This is a genomic window from Streptomyces sp. CBMA152, from assembly GCF_014596475.1.
GTDB lineage: Bacteria > Actinomycetota > Actinomycetes > Streptomycetales > Streptomycetaceae > Streptomyces.
In genome coordinates this window covers 132,449-150,761 of record NZ_MECJ01000017.1, presented here as the reverse complement: position 1 = coordinate 150,761, position 18,313 = coordinate 132,449, and the positions used below count along the sequence as shown (strand labels likewise).

The window sequence follows — 18,313 nt, the reverse complement described above, 5'->3', positions numbered from 1 at the left end:
TCAGTGCTCCTTGACCAGCTCGGCGTACGGGCCCCCGGCGGCGACCAGGTCCTCGTGGCGGCCGCGTTCCACGACGGTGCCGTGGTCGAGGACGACGATCTCGTCGCTGTCGCGGACCGTGCTCAGCCGGTGGGCGATCACGACGCAGGCGCAGCCACGGCGGCGCAGGTTGTCGATGATGACCTGCTCGGTCTGCGCGTCCAGGGCGCTGGTGACCTCGTCGAGCACCAGGATGCTCGGGCGGCGCACCAGTGCGCGGGCGATCTCCAGGCGCTGGCGCTGGCCGCCGGAGAAGTTGCGGCCGTCCTGCTCGACCCGGCTGTGGATGCCGCCCGGGCGCCGGGCGACCACCTCGTACAGCGCCGCGTCCTTGAGCGCGGCCACCACCGCGTCGTCGGGGACCGACGGGTCCCACAGCGCCACGTTGTCCCGGACCGTGCCCTCGAAGAGGAAGACGTCCTGGTCGACGAAGGAGACCGACGCGGCGAGCGCGCCGCGCGCGATGTCCTCCAGGCGCTGCCCGTCGATACGGATCGTGCCCTCCCAGGGCGCGTAGAGCCCCGAAATCAGCCGGGAAACGGTCGACTTGCCGCTGCCGGAGCCGCCCACCAGCGCCACCTGCTGCCCGGGCCCCACGGAGAGCGAGAAGCCGGTGAGCAGCGGGGCGTCCAGCGGGCTGTACCCGAAGGTGATGTTCTCAAGCGTCACATGGCCCTTGAGCCTGCGGGTGCTCTCGGCGACCTCGCCGCGCGAGTACAGCGCGTCCACCGGGAAGTTCTCGACGTCCTTGAGCCGGGCGACGTCCGCCGCGAAGTCCTGGACCCGTCCGGCCACCGAGTTGAGCCGGGTGACCGGCGCGGTGAAGCGGGTCACCAGCGCCTGGAAGGCGACCAGCAGACCGATCGAGAGATGCCCCTCGACCGCCCGCAGCCCGCCGATCCACAGGATCAGCGCACTGTTGAGCGTCGCGAGCAGCGGCGCGACGACCCCCAGCCACGCGCTCGGCACCCCGAGCCGCTGCTGCTCCTCCAGCGTGGTCGCGTGCTGCCCCGCCCAGCGCCGGAAGTACCCGTCCTCCCCGCCAGTCGCCTTCATCGTCTCGATCAACTGCAGGCCGGTGTACGAGGTGTTGGTCAGCCGTGCGCTGTCGGCCCTCAGCTTCTGCGTACGGGTGGCCCGCAGCCGTACGACGATGCGCATCGCGACCACGTTGAGCAGGGCGATCCCGATGCCGATGACGGTGAGCTGCGGATCGTAGCTCCACAGCACGAACGCGTAGAGCAGCACCACGACCCCGTCCACGGCGGCGGCCGTGAGATCGCGGGCCAGGGTCTCGGCCACCGCGTCGTTGGACTGGAGCCGCTGGACGAGGTCGGCCGGGCTGCGCTGGGCGAAGAAGGTGACCGGCAGTCTGAGCAGATGCCGGAAGAACCGGGCGCCGCCCAGCGTCGACGAGATGACGCGCCCGCGCAGCAGGTTCGCCTGCTGGAGCCAGGTCAGCACGGCGGTGAGCGCCACCATGGTGCCCATCGCCGCGAACAGCACCCCGAGCAGCGAGGTCTGGTCGCCGATCAGGAACATGTCGATATACGTACGGCTGAGCGCGGGCAGCGTCGCGCCGACGGCCACCAGGAGCAGGCTGGCCAGGAGTGCGGCGAGCATCGTGCCGGTGGTGCCGCGCAGCCGGGCCGGCAGAGCGGCCAGGACGCCGGGCCGCTTGCCGCCGCGCCGGAACGATGCGCCCGGTTCCAGGACGAGGACGACACCGGTGAAGCTGGTGTCGAAGTCCTCGGCGGGCACGAAACGGCGGCCCTTGTCGGGGTCGTTGATGTACACGCCACGCCGTCCGAGCCGGCGGCCCGGGCCGTCGTACACGACGTAGTGGTTGAACTCCCAGAAGAGGATGGCGGGCCCCTGGACCTCGGCCAGAGCGGCCGTTTCCATCTGCATGCCCTTGGCCGTGAGGCCGTAACTGCGGGCCGCCTTCAGGACGTTGCTGGCCCGGGAGCCGTCGCGCGAGACGCCGCAGGCGATGCGCAGCTCCTCCAGCGGCACATGCCGGCCGTGGTGGCCGAGCACCATGGCGAGCGAGGCCGCGCCGCATTCCAGTGCCTCCATCTGGAGGATGGTGGGGGTGCGTACCGTCTTCGTCTTCTTCGGTTTCGGCGCCGACCGTGAACGGCGCCTGTCCGGTGGCGGGTTGTCGCGGCGGCGCCGTCCGGGCGGGGGAAGCTGGGGAGGTGCGGTGTGCGGGGCGGTCACGGGAGCAGCCAATCGATCGGACGCTGGTCGGCCAGATGGACGGTGCCGGAGGCCGGGGTCATGGAGTCGACCGCGTACGGCGGACCCTGCGCCGACGACCACGCGTAGCCGGACTTGGTGGCGGCCGAGCGATCGAGGCGCACCAGGACCGCGACCGGCCTGCCGTGCTGCGAGAACTGCTCGCCGAGCTGGGCGTCGCCGAGGAAGGCGGCGATCTGCTCGCGTGTCTGGGACGTCCTGCCGACGGCGGCCACGTGTCCGCGCAGCACGCCGAACTGCCCGGACGGCACGGACTGGACGCCGAGGTCCACCTTCGCGCCCACCGGGACGGAGGCGCCCGCGTCACCCGACACGTACAGCATCGCCATCAAGGGGTCGTCGCTGGAGCCGATCCGCTCCACGCTCGCCACGTCCGCGCCGGTGGCGACCACCGCGCCGATGGTGGCCTTGAGCGCCGTGAGACGGCCCGAGGCGATCGCGCGCACGACCCGGTCGCCGCGCTCCGTACGTACGGTCAGCAGCGGGGCTCCGGCGGACAGGGTCTGGCCCTCCTTGGCGAGCACCCCGGTGACCTGGCCCGCGTACGGGCTCTGCAGGACGTAACTGCCCTGCGCGTGCGTGAGGATGCCGGGTGCGCTCACGGTGGCGGAGACCGAGCCGGTCAGCGCCCAGAAGCAGGCGGCGGCCATCACGGCCACGGTGACGAGGAGGACGAGACGGCCCTGCGGGCGCGCGAAACGCACCGGCAGGTCGAGATCCTCCGGTGACTGGAGCTTGGACAGGGCCTGTTGACGAAATTGCACGGGACGCTGCCCTTACCTGCGTAACGATGCGGGGAGCCCCGGAACCGAGCGGGTTCCGGGGCTCACACGGCGTCTCAGAGACCGGCGGTGAGGCCCGAGGCGATGCCGGTGACCGCGCCGACGTTCACACCGGTCGTCGACTGCACGAGACCCGTGACCGAGCCCACGATGCCCGAGACCGGGAGGAGCGAGTCGGCGGTGCCGGTCACGTTGCCGAGCGCGGTGCCGACGAGGCCGCCGGACACGTTGTCGAGGTCGGCGTCGGAGATCTCGCGGGTCTCGACCTGCGGGGTGATGTTCATGGGGAAACTGCCCTTCATTCGGGGGGAATTCAATACCTGGAGCCCGTTGGCGGGGCTCCCGTATGGGGCAGGATCAAAGCATGCCGACGGCGTACACAGCCAATCCCCACCGGCCCTGATCAGGGGTTATCCACCGTGCTTATTACCGCCGCGTGCAGAGGTGTCCATAACTTGGGGGCAGCTTCTTCACGAGCTTCACTTCATGAATTCCTCGTCCCCGGATATCCAATTGCTCAACTGGGACACTCCGGCTGTTAAGGCCCTCGCCGACTGGTACGGACCAGGGTGAGCACAGGTGTGCGGTGACCGGTCTGCGCACGCGGTGTGCAGGTTTTCGGAAGGTGGGATTCCGGTGTGCGTCCCGGGCGGTCAACGCCCTTGCAGCGCCTTCACGTTGTCGCCGAAGGTCCAGCCCTTCGAGCCGTCCCAGTTGATCGACCACGTCATCAGGCCCTTGAGGGCGCCGCCGTAGTGCTGCCACGCCTGCGCGACCAGGTCCGGTGACATATAGCCGCCGCCGGCGCCCGGCTGGGCGGGCAGGCCCGGGACCTGCCGGTCGTAGGGGACCCTGACCGTGGTGCCCTGGACGACCAGACCCCTGTCGAGGCAGTCCGTCTGCGCGGTGAAGCCCTCGACCGTGCCGGCGGAGTAGGAGTCGCCGGAGCAGCCGTACATGTTGCCGTTGTAGTACTGCATGTTCAGCCACCACAGCCGGCCGTTGTCCGCGTACTTCTTCACGATCGGCAGATACGCGCCCCAGATCGAGCCGTACGCCACGCTGCCGCCGGTCACGTACGCCGTCTCGGGGGCCATCGTCAGGCCGAAGTTCGACGGCATCTGGGCGAGGACGCCGTCGATGATGCGGACGAGGTTGGCCTGCGAGGCCGACAGCTCGGTGATCGAGCCGCTGCCGACGAGGCCGGTCTCGATGTCGATGTCGATGCCGTCGAAGTGGTACGCCTTGAGGATCGGCACCACGGTGGCCACGAACCGGTCGGCGACCGCGCTGGAGCTGAGGTCGATTCCCGCCGCCGCGCCGCCGATGGAGAGCAGGATCGTCTGCCCGGCGGCCTTGGCCCGGCACATCTCGTCCGGTGTGGGGACCTTCACTGTGGCGTCCATCCCGTCCTCCCAGAGGACGGTCCCGTCCGAAAGGATCACCGGGAAGGCCGCGTTGATGACGTTGTAGCCGTGGCCGGGGATCCGGGAGTCGGTGATCGGCGTCCAGCCGAACGGCGGATGCACGCCGTTGGACGACCCGTCCCAGTTCTCCCAGTAGCCCTGGAGCACCTTGCCCGTGGGCCTCGGCTTGACCGCGCAGGTGTCGGCCGAGGGCGCGGCGGGCGATGCGGCGGCGGGCAACTGCGCGGCACAGGCCAGCGCGAGGCCGGCCCCCAGCAGACGTAACGTCCGACCGAGCATGGCGGAACCTCCTGGGTTGTGGGGAACCTGGAGACGTACGGGGTCCGGTTGCGCCACACCGTAAGGAGGTCCAGACCTTTCGTCAATAGGTCTGGACCAAGCGGGAGTCGGGGTCTCGAAGTGCCTGTCCGGGATGCCCGGAGTGCTCCCGTTGGCGCACCCCGGTGGCGGCCCCGGCGGTCGCCGCGTACCGATGACACGGTGAACCGTCCTTCCGGCCACTGGTGGGCCGACCTCCCCGCAGCGGCGGGCGCCGCGGTGATGGCGACCGGCATCGTCTCGGTCGGCCTGCACCTCATCGGCCACGAGACCCTCTCCAGGATCGCGCTGGCGCTTGCCTCGGCGGTGTGGCTGCTCCTTGCCGTCCGGTTCACCGTGCGGTTCCTGCGCGACCGCCCCCGCTGGGAGGCGGAGGCCGACACTCCGCCCGCACTCACCGCCGTCGCCGCCACCGCCGTGCTCGGCACGCGCCTCTCGCTGCTCGGCTGGCAGCCCGCCGCCGCCGTCCTGCTCGCACTGGCCGCCGCGCTGTGGCCTGTTCTGCTCTACGCGGTCGTACGGCACTGGCGGCGCCGGATGCCCGGCGGGGTCTTCCTGGTGTGCGTCGCCACCCAGGCGCTCGCGGTGCTCGCGGCGAACCTCGCGCTGGCGGGGCGCGGCGACTGGCTCGGCCGGGCGGCGCTCGTCCTGTTCTGCCTCGGGGTGCTGCTCTATCCGGCGGCGCTGGTCCGGTTCGACGTACGGCAGGTGTGGAAGGGGGCGGGCGACCAGTGGATCGCGGGCGGCGCGCTGGGGATCTCGGCGCTGGCCGGATCGAAGCTCACCGCGTCCCCGCTGTGGAGCGGCACCGCGCACCACGTGCTGCGCACGGCGACGCTCGTCCTGCTCGGGCTCGCCTTCGCCGCGTACGCCATCCTGCTGACGGCCGAGGTGGTCAGACCACGGCCGCACTACGACGTACGGCGCTGGGCGACCGTGTTCCCGCTCGGGATGACCGCCGTGGCGGCGCTGTCCACGGGCGTGGCGGCGCGCATCGGGGCGCTGCGCACACCGGGGGAGGTGCTGTTGTGGGTCGCGGTGGCGGCGTGGGTGGTGACGGTGGGGGTGTTCGTCGCGGTACGGGGGGTGGGGGTCGGGGCGACCGGACGAGGTGGCGTCTCGCGCAGCCGTGTCCGTACGCCTACATCACGGCGGTGACGGCCGTCAGCAGTACCGCCGAGTCCTCCAGGGCGAGCAGCCCGTGCCGTTCCTTGGGGATCTCGCAGAGTTGCCCGGCCCGCAGCTCTTTGTTGCCGCTGTTCGACGTCAGCCGCACATGGCCGCTCAGCACCTGGAGGCTGGACGCCAGTGGGGCGCTGTGCTCGTCGAGTGCCGAGCCCGAGGTGAGGGCGATCACGCTCTGCCGCAGCGCGCCGTCGTGGACGATGAGATGGGCGCTGCGGCCGTGCGAGGCGAGGCGTGCCTTGGTCAGATGCTCTCCGGCGAGCGCCGCGAGGTCCTGCATGGGTGTGTCCCCTCGCTGAGTCGGACGGCCGGGTCCGCGTCCGTACGTACAGTCGCTCCCCGGCCTTCGAACGCTCTCCAGCCTTCCGGCTCCTGCGCGGTACGCAACTCGGCCCGGTCAGGAACCCAGCATCTTGAGCATCTCGGCGGCCAGCGGCGCCGCCGAGCCCGGGTTCTGGCCGGTGACCAGGTTGCGGTCGACGACCACGTGCGGGGTCCATGGCTCGCGCTCCCGGAAGTCGGTGCCCGCCGCCTCCAGACGGTCCTGGAGCAGCCACTTCGCCTTGTCCGCGAGGCCCGCCTGGGTCTCCTCGGCGTTGGTGAAGCCGGTGAGGCGGTAGCCCGCGAACGCGTTGGTGCCGTCGTCGCGGGTGGCGGCGAGCAGCGCGGCCGGTGCGTGGCAGACCACGCCGAGCGGCTTGCCGGAGCCGAGCGCGTCGACCAGCAGCTTGCCGGAGTCGGCGTCGACCGCCAGATCCTCCATCGGGCCGTGGCCGCCGGGGTAGAACACCGCGTCGTACGCGTCGAGTTCGACCTCCGCCAGCTTCAGCGGGTGGCGGAGCTCGTCCATCGAGGCAAGGACCTTCGCGACCCGGTCGGCGTTCTCCTGGCCGCCGTTGACCTCGGGCGCGAGGCTGCCCTTGTCGACGGGCGGTACGACACCGCCGGGCGTGGCGACCGTGATCTCGTGGCCCGCGCCGGTGAACGCCTCGTACGGGGCGACGGCCTCCTCGGCCCAGAAACCGGTCGGATGCTTGGTGCCGTCGGCGAGCGTCCAGTGTTCGGCGCCGGTCATCACGAAAAGGATCTTTGCCATGGCAGATGTTCTCCGGGGGTGGTCGCGATCGTGCCGATGTCCTCGAACGTAGACCCGTCGCCGGACGGCGGCCATTCAGGACGCCGCGCTAGGGCGTGCCCGCGTCCCGCCCCACCGCTTCCACCAGCGGCAGCAGCCGGTGCGGGACCCGTTCGCGCAGGGCCACCTCGGTGCGGGTGCGCACCACGCCCGGCAGCTGGATCAGGCGCTGGATCACGTCCTCCAGGTGACCGGCGTCGCGGGCCACGACCCGGGTCAGCAGGTCGCCGCCGCCGGTGATCGAGAACGCCTCCACGATCTCCGGCACGGCCGCCAGCGCGTCGCCCACCTCGTCGAGATGTCCCTGGGTGACCTCGACGTGGACGAAGGCGAGGACCGGGTGGCCGAGGGCGGCGGGGGAGAGGAACGGGCCGGTTCCGGTGATCACCCCGTCCCGTTCGAGCCGGTCGAGCCGCGCCTGGAGGGTGCCCCGCGCGATGCCGAGCTGACGCGCGTACTCCCGCACGCTCGTGCGCGGCTGCTCGATGAGGAGCCGCAGGATGCGGGTGTCGAGCGCGTCCACTGCCATGGTCCGTTGGCCCCTTCATGGTCCTGCCGTACGCGATTTCACTGTACCAATGGCTCAGTCGGAACGAGAGCAGTTGAGCCAGTGTCACTGCGGATGCTTTCCTCTTCTCCGTAGCAAGTTGTACGTAGCAAATAGACGGCGCCGCAGAGCGCCGGGCGGCGACGACGCCGGTCCCGGACGCGGCGCCTTTGCCATGTCCGTCGACGCGTGCCCGTACGGGTCGCGCCGTGAGCGGGTGGCTTCTCCACTGAAGGGGGGCGCGGCGACCGCCGTGAAGAGGATGTTTGTGGCTCCGGACCCGGGGCTTGTACGACTGAGGGTCTCCGCGCGTGCCGTACTCGGCATCACTCTCGCGGTCACCGCCGCCGAGCTGTGCGGCATGTCCCTGCCCGCCTCCATCACCGGTGGCCTGGCGGCGCTGCTCGCACTCTTCACCGTCGCCGACCCCACCGTCCGGGGCCAGGCGGTCAGCACCGCGCTGCTCCCGGCCGTCGGATTCCCGGTCCTCGCCCTGGCCACCGCGCTGCACGGCGTGCCGCTGCTGCGCGACGCGGCCTGGCTGGCCGTCGTCTTCGCAGGCGTCTACGCCAGGCGCTGGGGCCCGCGCGGCCACGCGCTGGGCGTGTTCGGCTTCATGATGTTCTTCACGACCCAGTTCCTGCACGCCGTCCCGGCGCAGCTGCCCGAGCTGTACGGGGCCATCGGGCTGGCGATCGCGGCCTCGGCGCTGGTCCGCTTCGGGCTCTGGTGCTTCGAGCGGCGCACCCCGCCGCCCGCCGCCCCGGCCCCGCTCACCGGGCGCGGACTCGCCCGCCCCACCACCCGCCAGGCCTTCCAGGCGACGGTGGCCTGCGCCATCGCGCTCGGGGTGGGCCAGATGCTCTCCGAGCAGCGCTGGTACTGGGCCGTCGGCACCGCCTGGTGGATCTTCGTGAACACCGCGTCGCGCGGCGAGACCCTGGTCCGGGGCTTCCGCCGGGTGCTCGGCACGGTCGCGGGCATCGCCGCGGGCCTGGTCGTCGCACTGCCGCTGCACGGCGCGCCCGCGCCCACCGCGCTCGGCGTCGCCGTCTGCGTCTTCGGGATCTTCTACACGGCTCCGGTGTCGTACTCCTGGATGATGTTCTTCGTCACCGTCATGGCCGGACTGCTCTACGGGCTGCTCGGTGTGCTGCACCCCGGGCTGCTCGTGCTGCGCTTCGAGGAGACCGCGGTGGGCGCGATCGGCGCCGCGGCGGCCGTCGCGCTCGTCCTGCCGGTCACCACGCACGCGGCGACGGACGCCTGGATCGAGCGCGCCCTGCACTGCGTACGCGGCTGCACCAGCGCCGCGACCCGCCGCCTCGCCGGGGACGACAGCGCCGACCCGACGCCGCACGCGGCCGAGCTGGAGCTGCTGCTCGGCCGGGTCCGCCTCTCGCTGGCCCCGCTGGTCCACCCGCTCAGCCCGTTCAAGGGCCGCAGGTCGCGCGCCCGCCAGATCATCGCGCTGCTCGACGACTGCGCCCGCCAGGTGCACGGCCTGACCGCCGTCGCCGCAGACCCCGCCGCCTCGCACGACGCCCGCCTGACGGCGGCCTGCCGCCGCGTGGAGGCGGCGGTGGAGGCGCTGGTCACCCCGGCGGCGGTCACGGACCAGGTGCCGGTGGCTGTCGCCCAGACCGCCGCGACCGTCCCCGCACCCGCCAAGCACCACCACGCCGCCGAGGCCGCCCTGGCGCATCTGCACGACCTGGAGCGGGCGCTCGCCGACCTCGCCACGCCCCTGCGCACCTCGACGCGCGCCCCGGCCCTCACGGGCTGAGCCTCAGCGCCCGGCCGCCCGCCTCGCGGGGTTGGTCTAGACCGCCTGCTACCGTCGCGGCCATCAGCGCCGGGCGCGGCCCCGGTGCGCACAGTCGCGCGAGAGGGGAAGCAACGGTGGCCGAGAGCAGCGCCGGGCGGGCATTCATCGGGTCGTTCACCACGGCGGGCGGACGGGGGATCACCGTCGCCGCCGTGGACGCGGGGACGGGTGCGCTCACCCCGCTCGGCGCCACCGACGCCCTGGCCGACCCGTCGTTCCTGGCCCTGTCGGCCGACTCGACCGTGCTGTACGCGGTCGGCGAGAGCGAGCACGGCACGGCCGCCGCCTTCGACGTCACCGGCGACACCCCGGTCCTCCTCGGCGAACCGGTGCCGGTGGACGGCGCCGCTCCGACCCACCTCGCCCTGTTCGCGGGCCACCTCGCGACCGCCAACTACACCTCGGGCAGCGTCACCACGCTCCCGGTGCGCCCGGACGGCAGCCTGGGCCCCGCCGCGTACGTACTGAAGCACCAGGGCTCCGGGCCGGACCCGGAGCGCCAGCGGGGTCCGCACGCGCATCAGGTGCTGCCCGACCCGAGCGGGCGCTGGCTGGTGAGCGTCGACCTCGGGACCGATTCCGTACGCGTCTGCGCGCTCGACCCGGCGACGGGCGTCCTGCGGCCGCACGGCGAGTGCGCGCTGCGCCCCGGCTCCGGCCCCCGCCACCTGGCGTTCCACCCCGACGGCCGCCACGCGTACGTACTGAACGAGCTGGCGCCCACCGTCGTCCTCTGCCGCTGGGACGCCGTCCGGGGCGTCCTGGAGCCGCTGCGGGAGACCCGGGTGGTCCAGGAGGGCGTGACGGACCGGACGTACCCGTCCGAGGTCGTCGTGGCGCCCGACGGGCGCTTCCTGTGGGTCGCGAACCGGGGCCACGACTCGATCGCCACACTCGCCCTCGACCCGGACGGCGAGCGGGCCGCGCTGGTCGCCACGGTGGACTGCGGCGGCCACTGGCCGCGCGACCTCACCCTCGACCCGTCGGGCCGCCGCCTGTACGCCGCCAACGAGCGCTCCGGCGACGTCACCTGGTTCGACCTGTACGAAGAGAGCGGCATCCCGCGCCGGGCCGGTTCGGTCGAGGCGCCCGCGGCCTCGTGCGTGGTCTTCGGCTGAGGCGCCTTCACGCGCGCGCACGCGCGAGGGCCCGCACCGTTCGTCCGGTGCGGGCCCTTCGTGTGGTGCCTGGCGTCAGTGCACCGGCGAGCCCTGCGGCTGCGGGGTGATGCCGAGCGCCGCCGCGTACTGCGAGAGCACCAGCTTGCCGATGGCCGGGTAGGCGCCCAGCGGGTCGGCGGCCAGGCAGTCGGCCTCCTTGGCGGCCGCGTCCAGCAGACCGTCGCCGACCTCGGGACCGATCAGGTACGGGGCGACCGCGAGCTGCATCGAGCCGGAGCCGCGCAGCTGGTCGGCCATCGCGGCGATGGAGCCCTCCTGGTCGAGCGCGGCGGCCATCACGGGCACGGCGAGACGGGCGGCCAGCAGCATGCCGGTGATCCCGGCGGCCTGCACGGCCTCGTCGCCGCCGACCGTCGCCAGGATGATGCCGTCGGCGGCGGTCGCGACCGTGAACAGCCGGGCGCGGTCGGCGCGGGCCAGACCGGCCTCGGAGAGACGTACGTGCAGCGCCTCGGCGAGCAGCGGGTGCGGGCCGAGGACGTCGGTCAGCTCGGCGGCGGCGCGGCTGTCCATGACGGCCTGGCGCACGCGGCGGATCAGCGCGCTGTCGGGGCCCGCGAGCAGCGGCACGACGACGGCGACGGGGCCGTCGGGCGCCGTGACGTCCTGACCGGCGGCACGGGCCTGCTCGAAGCGGGCGGTGCGCTCGGCGGCGGCGTGCGCGAGCACGGCGTCGAGCGTGGGGTACTCGTGGTCGGCGCTGTCCAGGTAGCCGATCCGGGCGTCGAGGCCGGGCAGCTCGGAGCGCGCGATGCTGATGACTTCCTCGGCCAGCGAGCGCACGGCGGGGGAAGGAGTACCGGGAACGGCGAGAACGAGGGCGGGCGCGCCCTCGGGAGCGACCACCGGTTCCGGGCGGCGGTGCCGCCCTGGCTGGCGGGGTCGCGGCATTCGTACAGGCAGGCCGGATGCGGGCCCAGTGGGGGAGCTCATGGCGCCGCATGCTACTGGCTTTGCGTGCGCGGCTGTTCGGGTAGGGGGCAGGTGAGCGGTATCTGTCCGCATTTATCCGGTCAGTGATATTGCCCTCAAGTGTCCTGCTCTGTCGTGACGCACAACATGCGGGGGTCGTGCGGCAGTCGCAGCTCGCCACGGGCCAGCGCGGCGGCGATCAGCACCGCTCCGGCGAGCGGATCCCCCGCCGCGTCGACGGTCCGCGCGCGCGGCAACAGCGCGGCGAGCTCTTCCCGTACGGGGACGAGCAGCGGGCCGCCGATCCTGAACAGCCCACCGGTGAGCGCGACTTCGCATTCGCTCACACTTTCGCCCGCGCTGGTGGGAGGGGAGAGGAGGCTGCTGGAAACGTGCGAACCGGCCTCGCCCGAGCCGGTGGTGGTGGTCCCGCCGGTGGACGAGTCGGCGCTCGACTCCGCAGTGGTACGCACCCCGTCCGGGCACACCGCGGCCGCCGCGTCGGCGATGTGCCGGGCCGCCTGGCGCAGGATCGCGGCCGCGACCGGGTCGAACGGCGCGCAGCGCGCCACTTCGGGGGCGAACGACGCGAGCACCGCCGGCCGGTCGGTGCGCGGGTACAGCAACCCGGGCAGCTCCGGCGCCGGGCCGAACAGCGCCTCCACGCGCTCGCGCAGCGCCGCCGACCCGCCGGGCCTGCCGTCGTGGCTGCGCAGGGCCGCCTCCAGGCCCGCGCGGCCGATCCACGCGCCGCCGCCGCAGTCGCCGAGCAGATGCCCCCAGCCGTCAGCCCGCCGCCACCCCGTCAGATCCGTGCCGAGCGCGATCATCCCGGTGCCCGCCGCGACCACCGCCCCGGGCCGCTGCCCGAGCGCCCCCGCGTACGCCGTCACGGCGTCGGCGGCCAGCGCGAGGCGCGTCACGCCGAGGGAATCGGCGAGAGCCGAGGGCAGCCGGGCCCGCAGGTCGTCGCCGAGCGAGGCCATCCCGGCGGCGCCCACGGCCACCGCCGCCACCCGCTCGGCCCCGGTCCGTGCCAGCAACTCCCGGGCGGCGGGCAGCAGTTGGCCGAGGAGCTGCCCGGCGTCGATCCCGGCGGGGCCGGTCCGCACCGGCTCCTTTGACACCAACACCTCGGTCGGGGCGCCCGGTTCGGCCCGGCCCAGGGCGAACCGCACCCCGGACCCGCCCGAGTCGACCCCGAGCACCCAGGCGTCGGCGCCGGAGGTCACGGCAGACGCCAGTCGACCGGCTGCGCGCCCTGGCGGACCAGGAGGTCGTTGGCGCGGCTGAACGGCCGCGACCCGAAGAAGCCCCGGTCGGCCGACATCGGCGACGGATGCGCGGACTCGATCGCCGGGAGCTCGCCGAGCAGCGGCCGCAGATTGCGGGCGTCCCGGCCCCACAGCACCGAGACCAGCGGTGTCCCGCGCGCGACCAGCGCGCGGATGGCCTGCTCGGTGACCTCCTCCCAGCCCTTGCCCCGGTGCGCGGCGGGTTTGCGCGGCGCCGTGGTCAGCGCCCTGTTGAGCAGCAGGACGCCCTGCTGCGTCCAGGGCGTCAGGTCCCCGTTGGAGGGCCTGGGCAGGCCCAGGTCGGTGTGCATCTCGCGGAAGATGTTCTCCAGGCTGCCGGGCAGCGGCCGCACCTCGGGGGCCACCGAGAACGAGAGCCCCACGGCGTGCCCGGGCGTCGGATACGGGTCCTGTCCCACGATGAGGACCCGCACCTCGTGGAACGGCTGCTGGAACGCTCGCAGCACATGCTGTCCGGCGGGGAGGTAGGTGTTCCCCTGGGCGATCTCCTGACGGAGGAAGTCGCCCATCGAGGCGATCCGTCCGGCTACGGGCTCCAGAGCGTCCGCCCAGCCGGGCTCAACGATCTCTTTCAACGGTCGTGCTGCCACGGCCGTCACTCTACTGGCGGATCACCGCCGCCCGTACGCAGAGCACATCCGGCAGATGCGAGGCGAGCAGGTGCCAGCTGTCCCCGTCGTCGGCGCTCGCGTACAGCTCGCCGTTGCGGTTGCCGAAGTACACCCCGGCCGGGTCGGCGTCGTCGGTGCACAGGGCGTCGCGCAGCACCGTCCCGTAGTGCGCCTCGGGAGGCAGCCCCGCCGTCAGGGGATCCCAGCTGCGGCCCGCGTCCTCGGTGCGGTAGACCCGGCACTTGTTCCCGGCCGGGACCCGGTCGGAGTCGGCCGTGATGGGGAACAGATACGCCGTGTCCGGGCGGCGCGGATGCGTCGCGGCCGCGAACCCGAAGGTGGAGGGCAGTCCGTCGCCGATGTCCTGCCACTCGCCCCCGCCGTCGTCGCTGCGGTAGACACCCCAGTGGTTCTGCAGATACAGCCGGTCCGGGTCGGCCGGGTCCTGGGCGATCTTGTGCACGCACTGGCCGAACTCGGGGTGCTGGTCCGGCAGGAACACCGCCGACACGCCCTTGTTGGCGGGCGCCCAGCTCTCGCCGCCGTCCCGGGTGCGGAACACCCCGGCCGTGGAGACCGCGACCGTCACCGCCCGCGCGTCCCGGGGGTCCGTGACGATGGTGTGCAGCCCCTCACCACCGCCGCCCGGCACCCACTGCGAGCGTGTCGGGTGCTCCCACAGCGGCCGCACGAGCTCGAAGCTCATCCCGCCGTCCTCGGAGCGGAACAGCGCGGCCGGTTCCGTCCCCGCGTAGACCACGTCGGGCGCCTCCGGGCCCGCCGGGTGCAGCTGCCATACTCGCTCAAGCGAGCGCCCCGTGAACTCGGGGAATTTCACCGCCGGTTCAGGTGGCTCGACCCAGGTCTTGCCCAGGTCGTCCGAGTGGAACACGGAAGGTCCCCAGTGCGCGCTGTCCCCGCCGACGAGCAGCCGGGGGACCGCTCGCCGGGTGTCGATGGCGATCGAGTAGACCGCCTGGGCATTGAAGTGCGGACCGTCGAACTCCCAGCTGCCGCCGCCGTGCCTGCGGCCGACGAAGAGTCCTTTGCGTGTCCCCACGGTGAGCAGAACGTCGGTCATCCCGACCCCTCCAAAACGCCGTTGTTCCGGATAGTGGCCAGTCTGCACCCCACCACTGACAGCGGCCCCCGCAGACGGCGTCCGCGCAGGTCAGAGGGTGTGGAGCCGATCGCTTCCACGCCTCGGCGCCCTTTTCACCCGTACGAGTCACCGGTACGAGTCACCCCGCACGGGCCCGACGAGAGCGGAGCGACGATGACGTACGGAACGACCGACCCGGCCGACCCCGCGTTCCTGGCCGGGCGCGGCATCGCCGACATCACCGGTGAGGCCGCCGAGTGCGGCATGCTCGGGTACGGCAAGGCGGACCAGCAGAGCGCCGGGATCCACACCCGCCAGCGCGCCCGTGCCTTCGCCTTCGTGGACCGGGCGGCAGGTCACCGGGTGCTCCTGGTGGTGTGCGAGCTGCCGCTGATGGCCGACAGCGTCGTACGGGAGGTGCTGCGACGGCTGCCCGAGGGGTACGACGCGTCCAACGTCATGCTCACCGCGACCCACACCCATTGCGGCCCCGGCGGCTACTTCCACCACGAGCTGTACAACAGCAACACCGGGGGCTTCAGGGAGCGTACGTTCGCCGCGATCACGGACGGGATCACCGAGGCCGCGCACGCGGCGATCGAGGACCTGGCGCCGACCGTGCTGCGCCTCGCGCACGGCGAGCTGACCGGCGCCAGCGTCAACCGCTCCCACCGCGCCTTCGCGCGCAATCCGGCCGCCGACCGCGCGCACTTCCCGGCGGCCGTCGACCCCCAGACCACGTTGCTCACCCTCGAACGGGACGGTCAAATAGTGGGCGCCGTCAACTGGTTCGCCACCCACAACACCAGCATGACCAACCGCAACCGCCTGATCAGCGCCGACAACAAGGGCTATGCCGCCTACCACTGGGAGCGCCTGGTGGCCGGGGCCGACTACCTCGCGGACGGCACGCCGGAGCTGGTGACCGCCTTCGCCCAGACCAACGCGGGTGACATGTCGCCCAACCTGGGCCTGTCGCCGGGCAGTGGCCCGACCGGCGACCAGTTCGAGAACACCCGGGTGATCGGCACCCGCCAGTACGAGGCCGCGGCGGCGCTGCGCGGCGCCGAGATGTCCGGCGGCATCGACACACGTACTACGTACGTGCACTTGTCGGCCGTCGAAGTGGGACCCGAGCACACCGGAGACGGTCGTACGCATCGGACCTCGCCTCCCGTCGGCGGTGCGGCCGCGTTCGCGGGCGCGTGGGTCGACGGCCCCGGCTTCAAGGGCTTCAGGCCCGGCGTCAACCCCCTCTGGGACGCGTTCTCGCGGCGGTTCCTCTATCCGCTCGCACCGAAGCTCCGCGACGCGCAGCATCCCAAGGCGCTGGCCCTGCCCGCCGGGCCCGTCAACCGGGTCCGCCCCATGGTCCAGGAGCGCGCGCCCGTCCAACTCCTGCGCATCGGGCCGCTGTTCCTCATCGGGATCCCCGGCGAGGTCACCATCGTCGCCGGGCTCCGACTGCGCCGCACCGCCGCCGCGATCCTCGGCGCGCCCCTGGAGAACGTCCTCGTCGCCGGATACAGCAACGGTTACCTCCACTACGTGACGACGCCCGAGGAGTACGACGCCCAGGAGTACGAGGGCGGCAGCACGCTCTTCGGACGCTGGGAGCTGCCCGCGCTCTGCCAGACCGTGGCCGCGCTCGCCACCGCCCTGCGCGACGGCGTCCCCGTCGACCGGGGCGTCCCCGAGCCCGCCGTGCCCGTACGCAGACGGCACCGCCACCGCGCCTCGGACGCGCCGCACCCCGGCCGTGCCTTCGGCGACGTGCTCTCCTTCGCCGTGATCGGCCGCCGCGCCACGGCCTCGTTCGTGGCCGCGCACCCGGGCAACGACCTGCGCAGGGGCGGAACTTACCTGTCCGTGGAGCACTGGACGGCCGACGGCTGGAAGCGCATAGCGGATGACGGTGACTGGTCGACGATCTTCCGCTGGTCCCGCTCGGGCGGTTCGACGTCGATCGCCACCGTGACCTGGACCGCCCCGCCCGCGACCCCGCCCGGCCGCTACCGGCTCGCGTACCACGGGGACACGGCGAAGGGCCCGTTCACCGGAGTGAGCGAGCCCTTCGACGTCGGTTGAACGCGGCGGTCGGTGTCAGATCGCCCAGGAGTACTGGTTCGGGACGTGGACCTCGCCGCCCAGTTCGCGGGCCGCCTGGCGGGCCCAGGCCGGGTTGCGGAGGAGTTCGCGGCCGAGCAGGATCGCGTCCGCCTCGCCGTTGGCGAGGATCTTCTCGGCCTGGGCGGGCTCGGTGATCAGGCCGACGGTGGCGACGGGCAGCGCGCTCTCGTTGCGCACCCGGGTCGCGAACGGGACCTGGTAGTTGGGCGCGACGGGAATGCGCACGCCTGCCGCGTTGCCGCCGGTCGACACGTCGAGCAGGTCCACGCCGTGCTCCTTGAGCAGCACGGCGAGGCGGACGGTCTCGTCGGCGGTCCAGCCGCCCTCGTCCAGCCAGTCGGTGGCCGAGATGCGGAAGAACAGCGGCAGCTCCTCGGGCCACACCGCCCGTACGGCGTCGGCGACTTCGAGGGCGAACCGGACGCGGTTCTCGAACGAGCCGCCGTACGCGTCGGTACGCGTGTTGGAGTGCGGGGAGAGGAACTCGCCGATCAGATAGCCGTGGGCGCCATGGATCTCGACGACCTTGAACCCGGCGTCCAGCGCGCGCCGGGCGGCGTCGGCGAACTGGCCGACGATCTCCCGTATCTGATCAACCGTCAGCTCTGCCGGTACCGTGTGGTTCGGGCCGAAGGCGACCGGGCTCGGGCCGAGCGGCTGCCAGCCCTCCTCGGTGTCGGGGGCGAGCGGAGCGCCGCCCCGCCAGGGGCTGTCCGTGCTCGCCTTGCGCCCCGCGTGGGCGATCTGGATTCCGGGCACCGTCCCCTGGCTCTCCAGGAGCGCGGTGATCCGGCGCAGCGCCTCGACCTGGGTGTCGTTCCAGATGCCGAGGTCTCCGGGGGAGATGCGGCCCTCGGGGCTGACGGCGGTCGCCTCGACGAGGATCAGGCCGGTGCCGCCGGCCGCGCGGGCCCCGTAGTGGGCGAGGTGCCAGTCGGTCGCCACACCCGCGTTCGGGCCGAAGGCCTCGGCGCTGTACTGGCACATCGGGGCCATCCAGACCCGGTTCGGGAAGGTCAGCGACCGCAGGGTGTAGGGCTCGAACAGGGCACTCGCAGCAGACACGGCAGACTCCATCCAGGACGGGCCGCGGCGCCGGGGGCGACGCCGGGTTCGCTTAGTACGATACTCATCGTAGTACGGGGAATGTCAAACTACGATGACTCTCGTACAATGGGACGGTGTCCACAGCAACGAGCAAGCGTGAACTCGACCATCCGGCGCGCGACGAGATCCGCCTGGAGGGGGTGCTGCACGCGCTCTCCGACCCGATCCGGCTGAGCGTGGTCCGCGACCTCGCGGCCGCCGCCGACGAGCTCTCCTGCTCGTGCTTCGAGCTGCCCGTCACGAAGTCGACGACGACACACCACTTCCGCGTGCTGCGCGAGAACGGCGTCGTCCAGCAGGTCTACCGGGGCACCGCCAAGATGAACGGCCTGCGCCGCGCGGACCTGGAAGCGCTCTTCCCGGGCCTGCTCGACAGCGTCCTGGACGCGGCGGCCCGACAGGCGGCGAGGGTGAGCGGCGACGCCGTGTAG

General features: G+C 72.7%; 17 protein-coding genes. 5 read left to right on the top strand and 12 right to left on the bottom strand.

Annotation, left to right across the window (positions count from 1 at the left end):
* From BG418_RS16845 to BG418_RS16830, 4 genes are all read right to left on the bottom strand, one after another.
* Entirely contained in the window at nucleotides 1–2,262 is a 2,262-nt protein-coding gene (locus tag BG418_RS16845) for an NHLP family bacteriocin export ABC transporter peptidase/permease/ATPase subunit (RefSeq protein ID WP_188274704.1), read from the bottom strand.
* Nucleotides 2,259–3,065, bottom strand: coding sequence for an HlyD family efflux transporter periplasmic adaptor subunit (locus BG418_RS16840; protein WP_188274703.1), 807 nt, complete (start codon nucleotides 3,063–3,065; stop codon nucleotides 2,259–2,261). The genes BG418_RS16845 and BG418_RS16840 overlap by 4 nt, the downstream gene beginning before the upstream one ends.
* 74 nt (nucleotides 3,066–3,139) lie before the next feature.
* Nucleotides 3,140–3,367: a type A2 lantipeptide gene (locus BG418_RS16835; protein ID WP_188274702.1), complete on the bottom strand. Its 228-nt coding sequence runs from the start codon at nucleotides 3,365–3,367 to the stop codon at nucleotides 3,140–3,142.
* Between the two features lie 369 nt (nucleotides 3,368–3,736).
* Nucleotides 3,737–4,789, bottom strand: a complete 1,053-nt coding sequence (locus BG418_RS16830) for a chitinase (protein WP_188274701.1) — start codon at nucleotides 4,787–4,789, stop codon at nucleotides 3,737–3,739.
* Between the two features lie 261 nt (nucleotides 4,790–5,050).
* Here BG418_RS16830 and BG418_RS16825 point away from each other — a divergent pair, with 261 nt between their 5' ends.
* Nucleotides 5,051–5,986 (top strand): tellurite resistance/C4-dicarboxylate transporter family protein, encoded by a 936-nt coding sequence (locus BG418_RS16825; RefSeq protein ID WP_188274802.1) that lies wholly within the window; start codon nucleotides 5,051–5,053, stop codon nucleotides 5,984–5,986.
* Here BG418_RS16825 and BG418_RS16820 read toward each other — a convergent pair.
* The 3 genes from BG418_RS16820 to BG418_RS16810 all read right to left on the bottom strand — a co-directional run bounded on the left by BG418_RS16820 (nucleotide 5,970) and on the right by BG418_RS16810 (nucleotide 7,677).
* Nucleotides 5,970–6,293, bottom strand: coding sequence for a cupin (locus BG418_RS16820; protein WP_188274700.1), 324 nt, complete (start codon nucleotides 6,291–6,293; stop codon nucleotides 5,970–5,972). The two genes, BG418_RS16825 and BG418_RS16820, sit on opposite strands and share 17 nt — an antisense overlap.
* Before the next feature lie 117 nt (nucleotides 6,294–6,410).
* Complete coding sequence (locus tag BG418_RS16815) at nucleotides 6,411–7,109, bottom strand: type 1 glutamine amidotransferase domain-containing protein (protein WP_188274699.1); 699 nt, start codon at nucleotides 7,107–7,109, stop codon at nucleotides 6,411–6,413.
* An 88-nt stretch (nucleotides 7,110–7,197) separates the two neighbouring features.
* On the bottom strand, nucleotides 7,198–7,677 hold the full coding sequence (locus tag BG418_RS16810; protein ID WP_188274698.1) for an Lrp/AsnC family transcriptional regulator: 480 nt from the start codon (nucleotides 7,675–7,677) through the stop codon (nucleotides 7,198–7,200).
* Nucleotides 7,678–7,957: 280 nt separating this feature from the next.
* Here BG418_RS16810 and BG418_RS16805 point away from each other — a divergent pair, with 280 nt between their 5' ends.
* Both BG418_RS16805 and BG418_RS16800 read left to right on the top strand, forming a co-directional pair.
* Nucleotides 7,958–9,481, top strand: a complete 1,524-nt coding sequence (locus BG418_RS16805) for an FUSC family protein (RefSeq protein ID WP_188274801.1) — start codon at nucleotides 7,958–7,960, stop codon at nucleotides 9,479–9,481.
* Between the two features lie 116 nt (nucleotides 9,482–9,597).
* Entirely contained in the window at nucleotides 9,598–10,641 is a 1,044-nt protein-coding gene (locus BG418_RS16800; protein ID WP_188274697.1) for a lactonase family protein, read from the top strand.
* Nucleotides 10,642–10,716: 75 nt separating this feature from the next.
* On the opposite strand, the gene BG418_RS16795 is transcribed toward BG418_RS16800, so the two are convergent.
* The 4 genes from BG418_RS16795 to BG418_RS16780 all read right to left on the bottom strand — a co-directional run bounded on the left by BG418_RS16795 (nucleotide 10,717) and on the right by BG418_RS16780 (nucleotide 14,624).
* Nucleotides 10,717–11,637: a sirohydrochlorin chelatase gene (locus BG418_RS16795; RefSeq protein WP_188274696.1), complete on the bottom strand. Its 921-nt coding sequence runs from the start codon at nucleotides 11,635–11,637 to the stop codon at nucleotides 10,717–10,719.
* Nucleotides 11,638–11,732: 95 nt separating this feature from the next.
* On the bottom strand, nucleotides 11,733–12,848 hold the full coding sequence (locus BG418_RS16790; protein ID WP_188274695.1) for a BadF/BadG/BcrA/BcrD ATPase family protein: 1,116 nt from the start codon (nucleotides 12,846–12,848) through the stop codon (nucleotides 11,733–11,735).
* Nucleotides 12,845–13,522 carry a uracil-DNA glycosylase gene (locus BG418_RS16785; RefSeq protein ID WP_188274694.1) on the bottom strand — a complete coding sequence of 226 codons (678 nt, stop codon included), beginning with the start codon at nucleotides 13,520–13,522 and terminating at the stop codon, nucleotides 12,845–12,847. The genes BG418_RS16790 and BG418_RS16785 overlap by 4 nt, the downstream gene beginning before the upstream one ends.
* Before the next feature lie 10 nt (nucleotides 13,523–13,532).
* Nucleotides 13,533–14,624: a sialidase family protein gene (locus BG418_RS16780; RefSeq protein ID WP_188274693.1), complete on the bottom strand. Its 1,092-nt coding sequence runs from the start codon at nucleotides 14,622–14,624 to the stop codon at nucleotides 13,533–13,535.
* 195 nt (nucleotides 14,625–14,819) lie between these two features.
* Here BG418_RS16780 and BG418_RS16775 point away from each other — a divergent pair, with 195 nt between their 5' ends.
* Nucleotides 14,820–16,733: a neutral/alkaline non-lysosomal ceramidase N-terminal domain-containing protein gene (locus BG418_RS16775; RefSeq protein WP_188274692.1), complete on the top strand. Its 1,914-nt coding sequence runs from the start codon at nucleotides 14,820–14,822 to the stop codon at nucleotides 16,731–16,733.
* A gap of 15 nt (nucleotides 16,734–16,748) precedes the next feature.
* Here the strand turns inward: BG418_RS16775 and BG418_RS16770 are convergent, their stop codons facing one another.
* Complete coding sequence (locus tag BG418_RS16770) at nucleotides 16,749–17,840, bottom strand: NADH:flavin oxidoreductase/NADH oxidase (RefSeq protein WP_398999091.1); 1,092 nt, start codon at nucleotides 17,838–17,840, stop codon at nucleotides 16,749–16,751.
* Between the two features lie 116 nt (nucleotides 17,841–17,956).
* Between BG418_RS16770 and BG418_RS16765 the strand changes: the two genes are divergently transcribed.
* The gene (locus BG418_RS16765) at nucleotides 17,957–18,313 is read left to right on the top strand and encodes a helix-turn-helix transcriptional regulator (RefSeq protein ID WP_188274690.1); all 357 of its coding nucleotides are present in this window, start codon (nucleotides 17,957–17,959) and stop codon (nucleotides 18,311–18,313) included.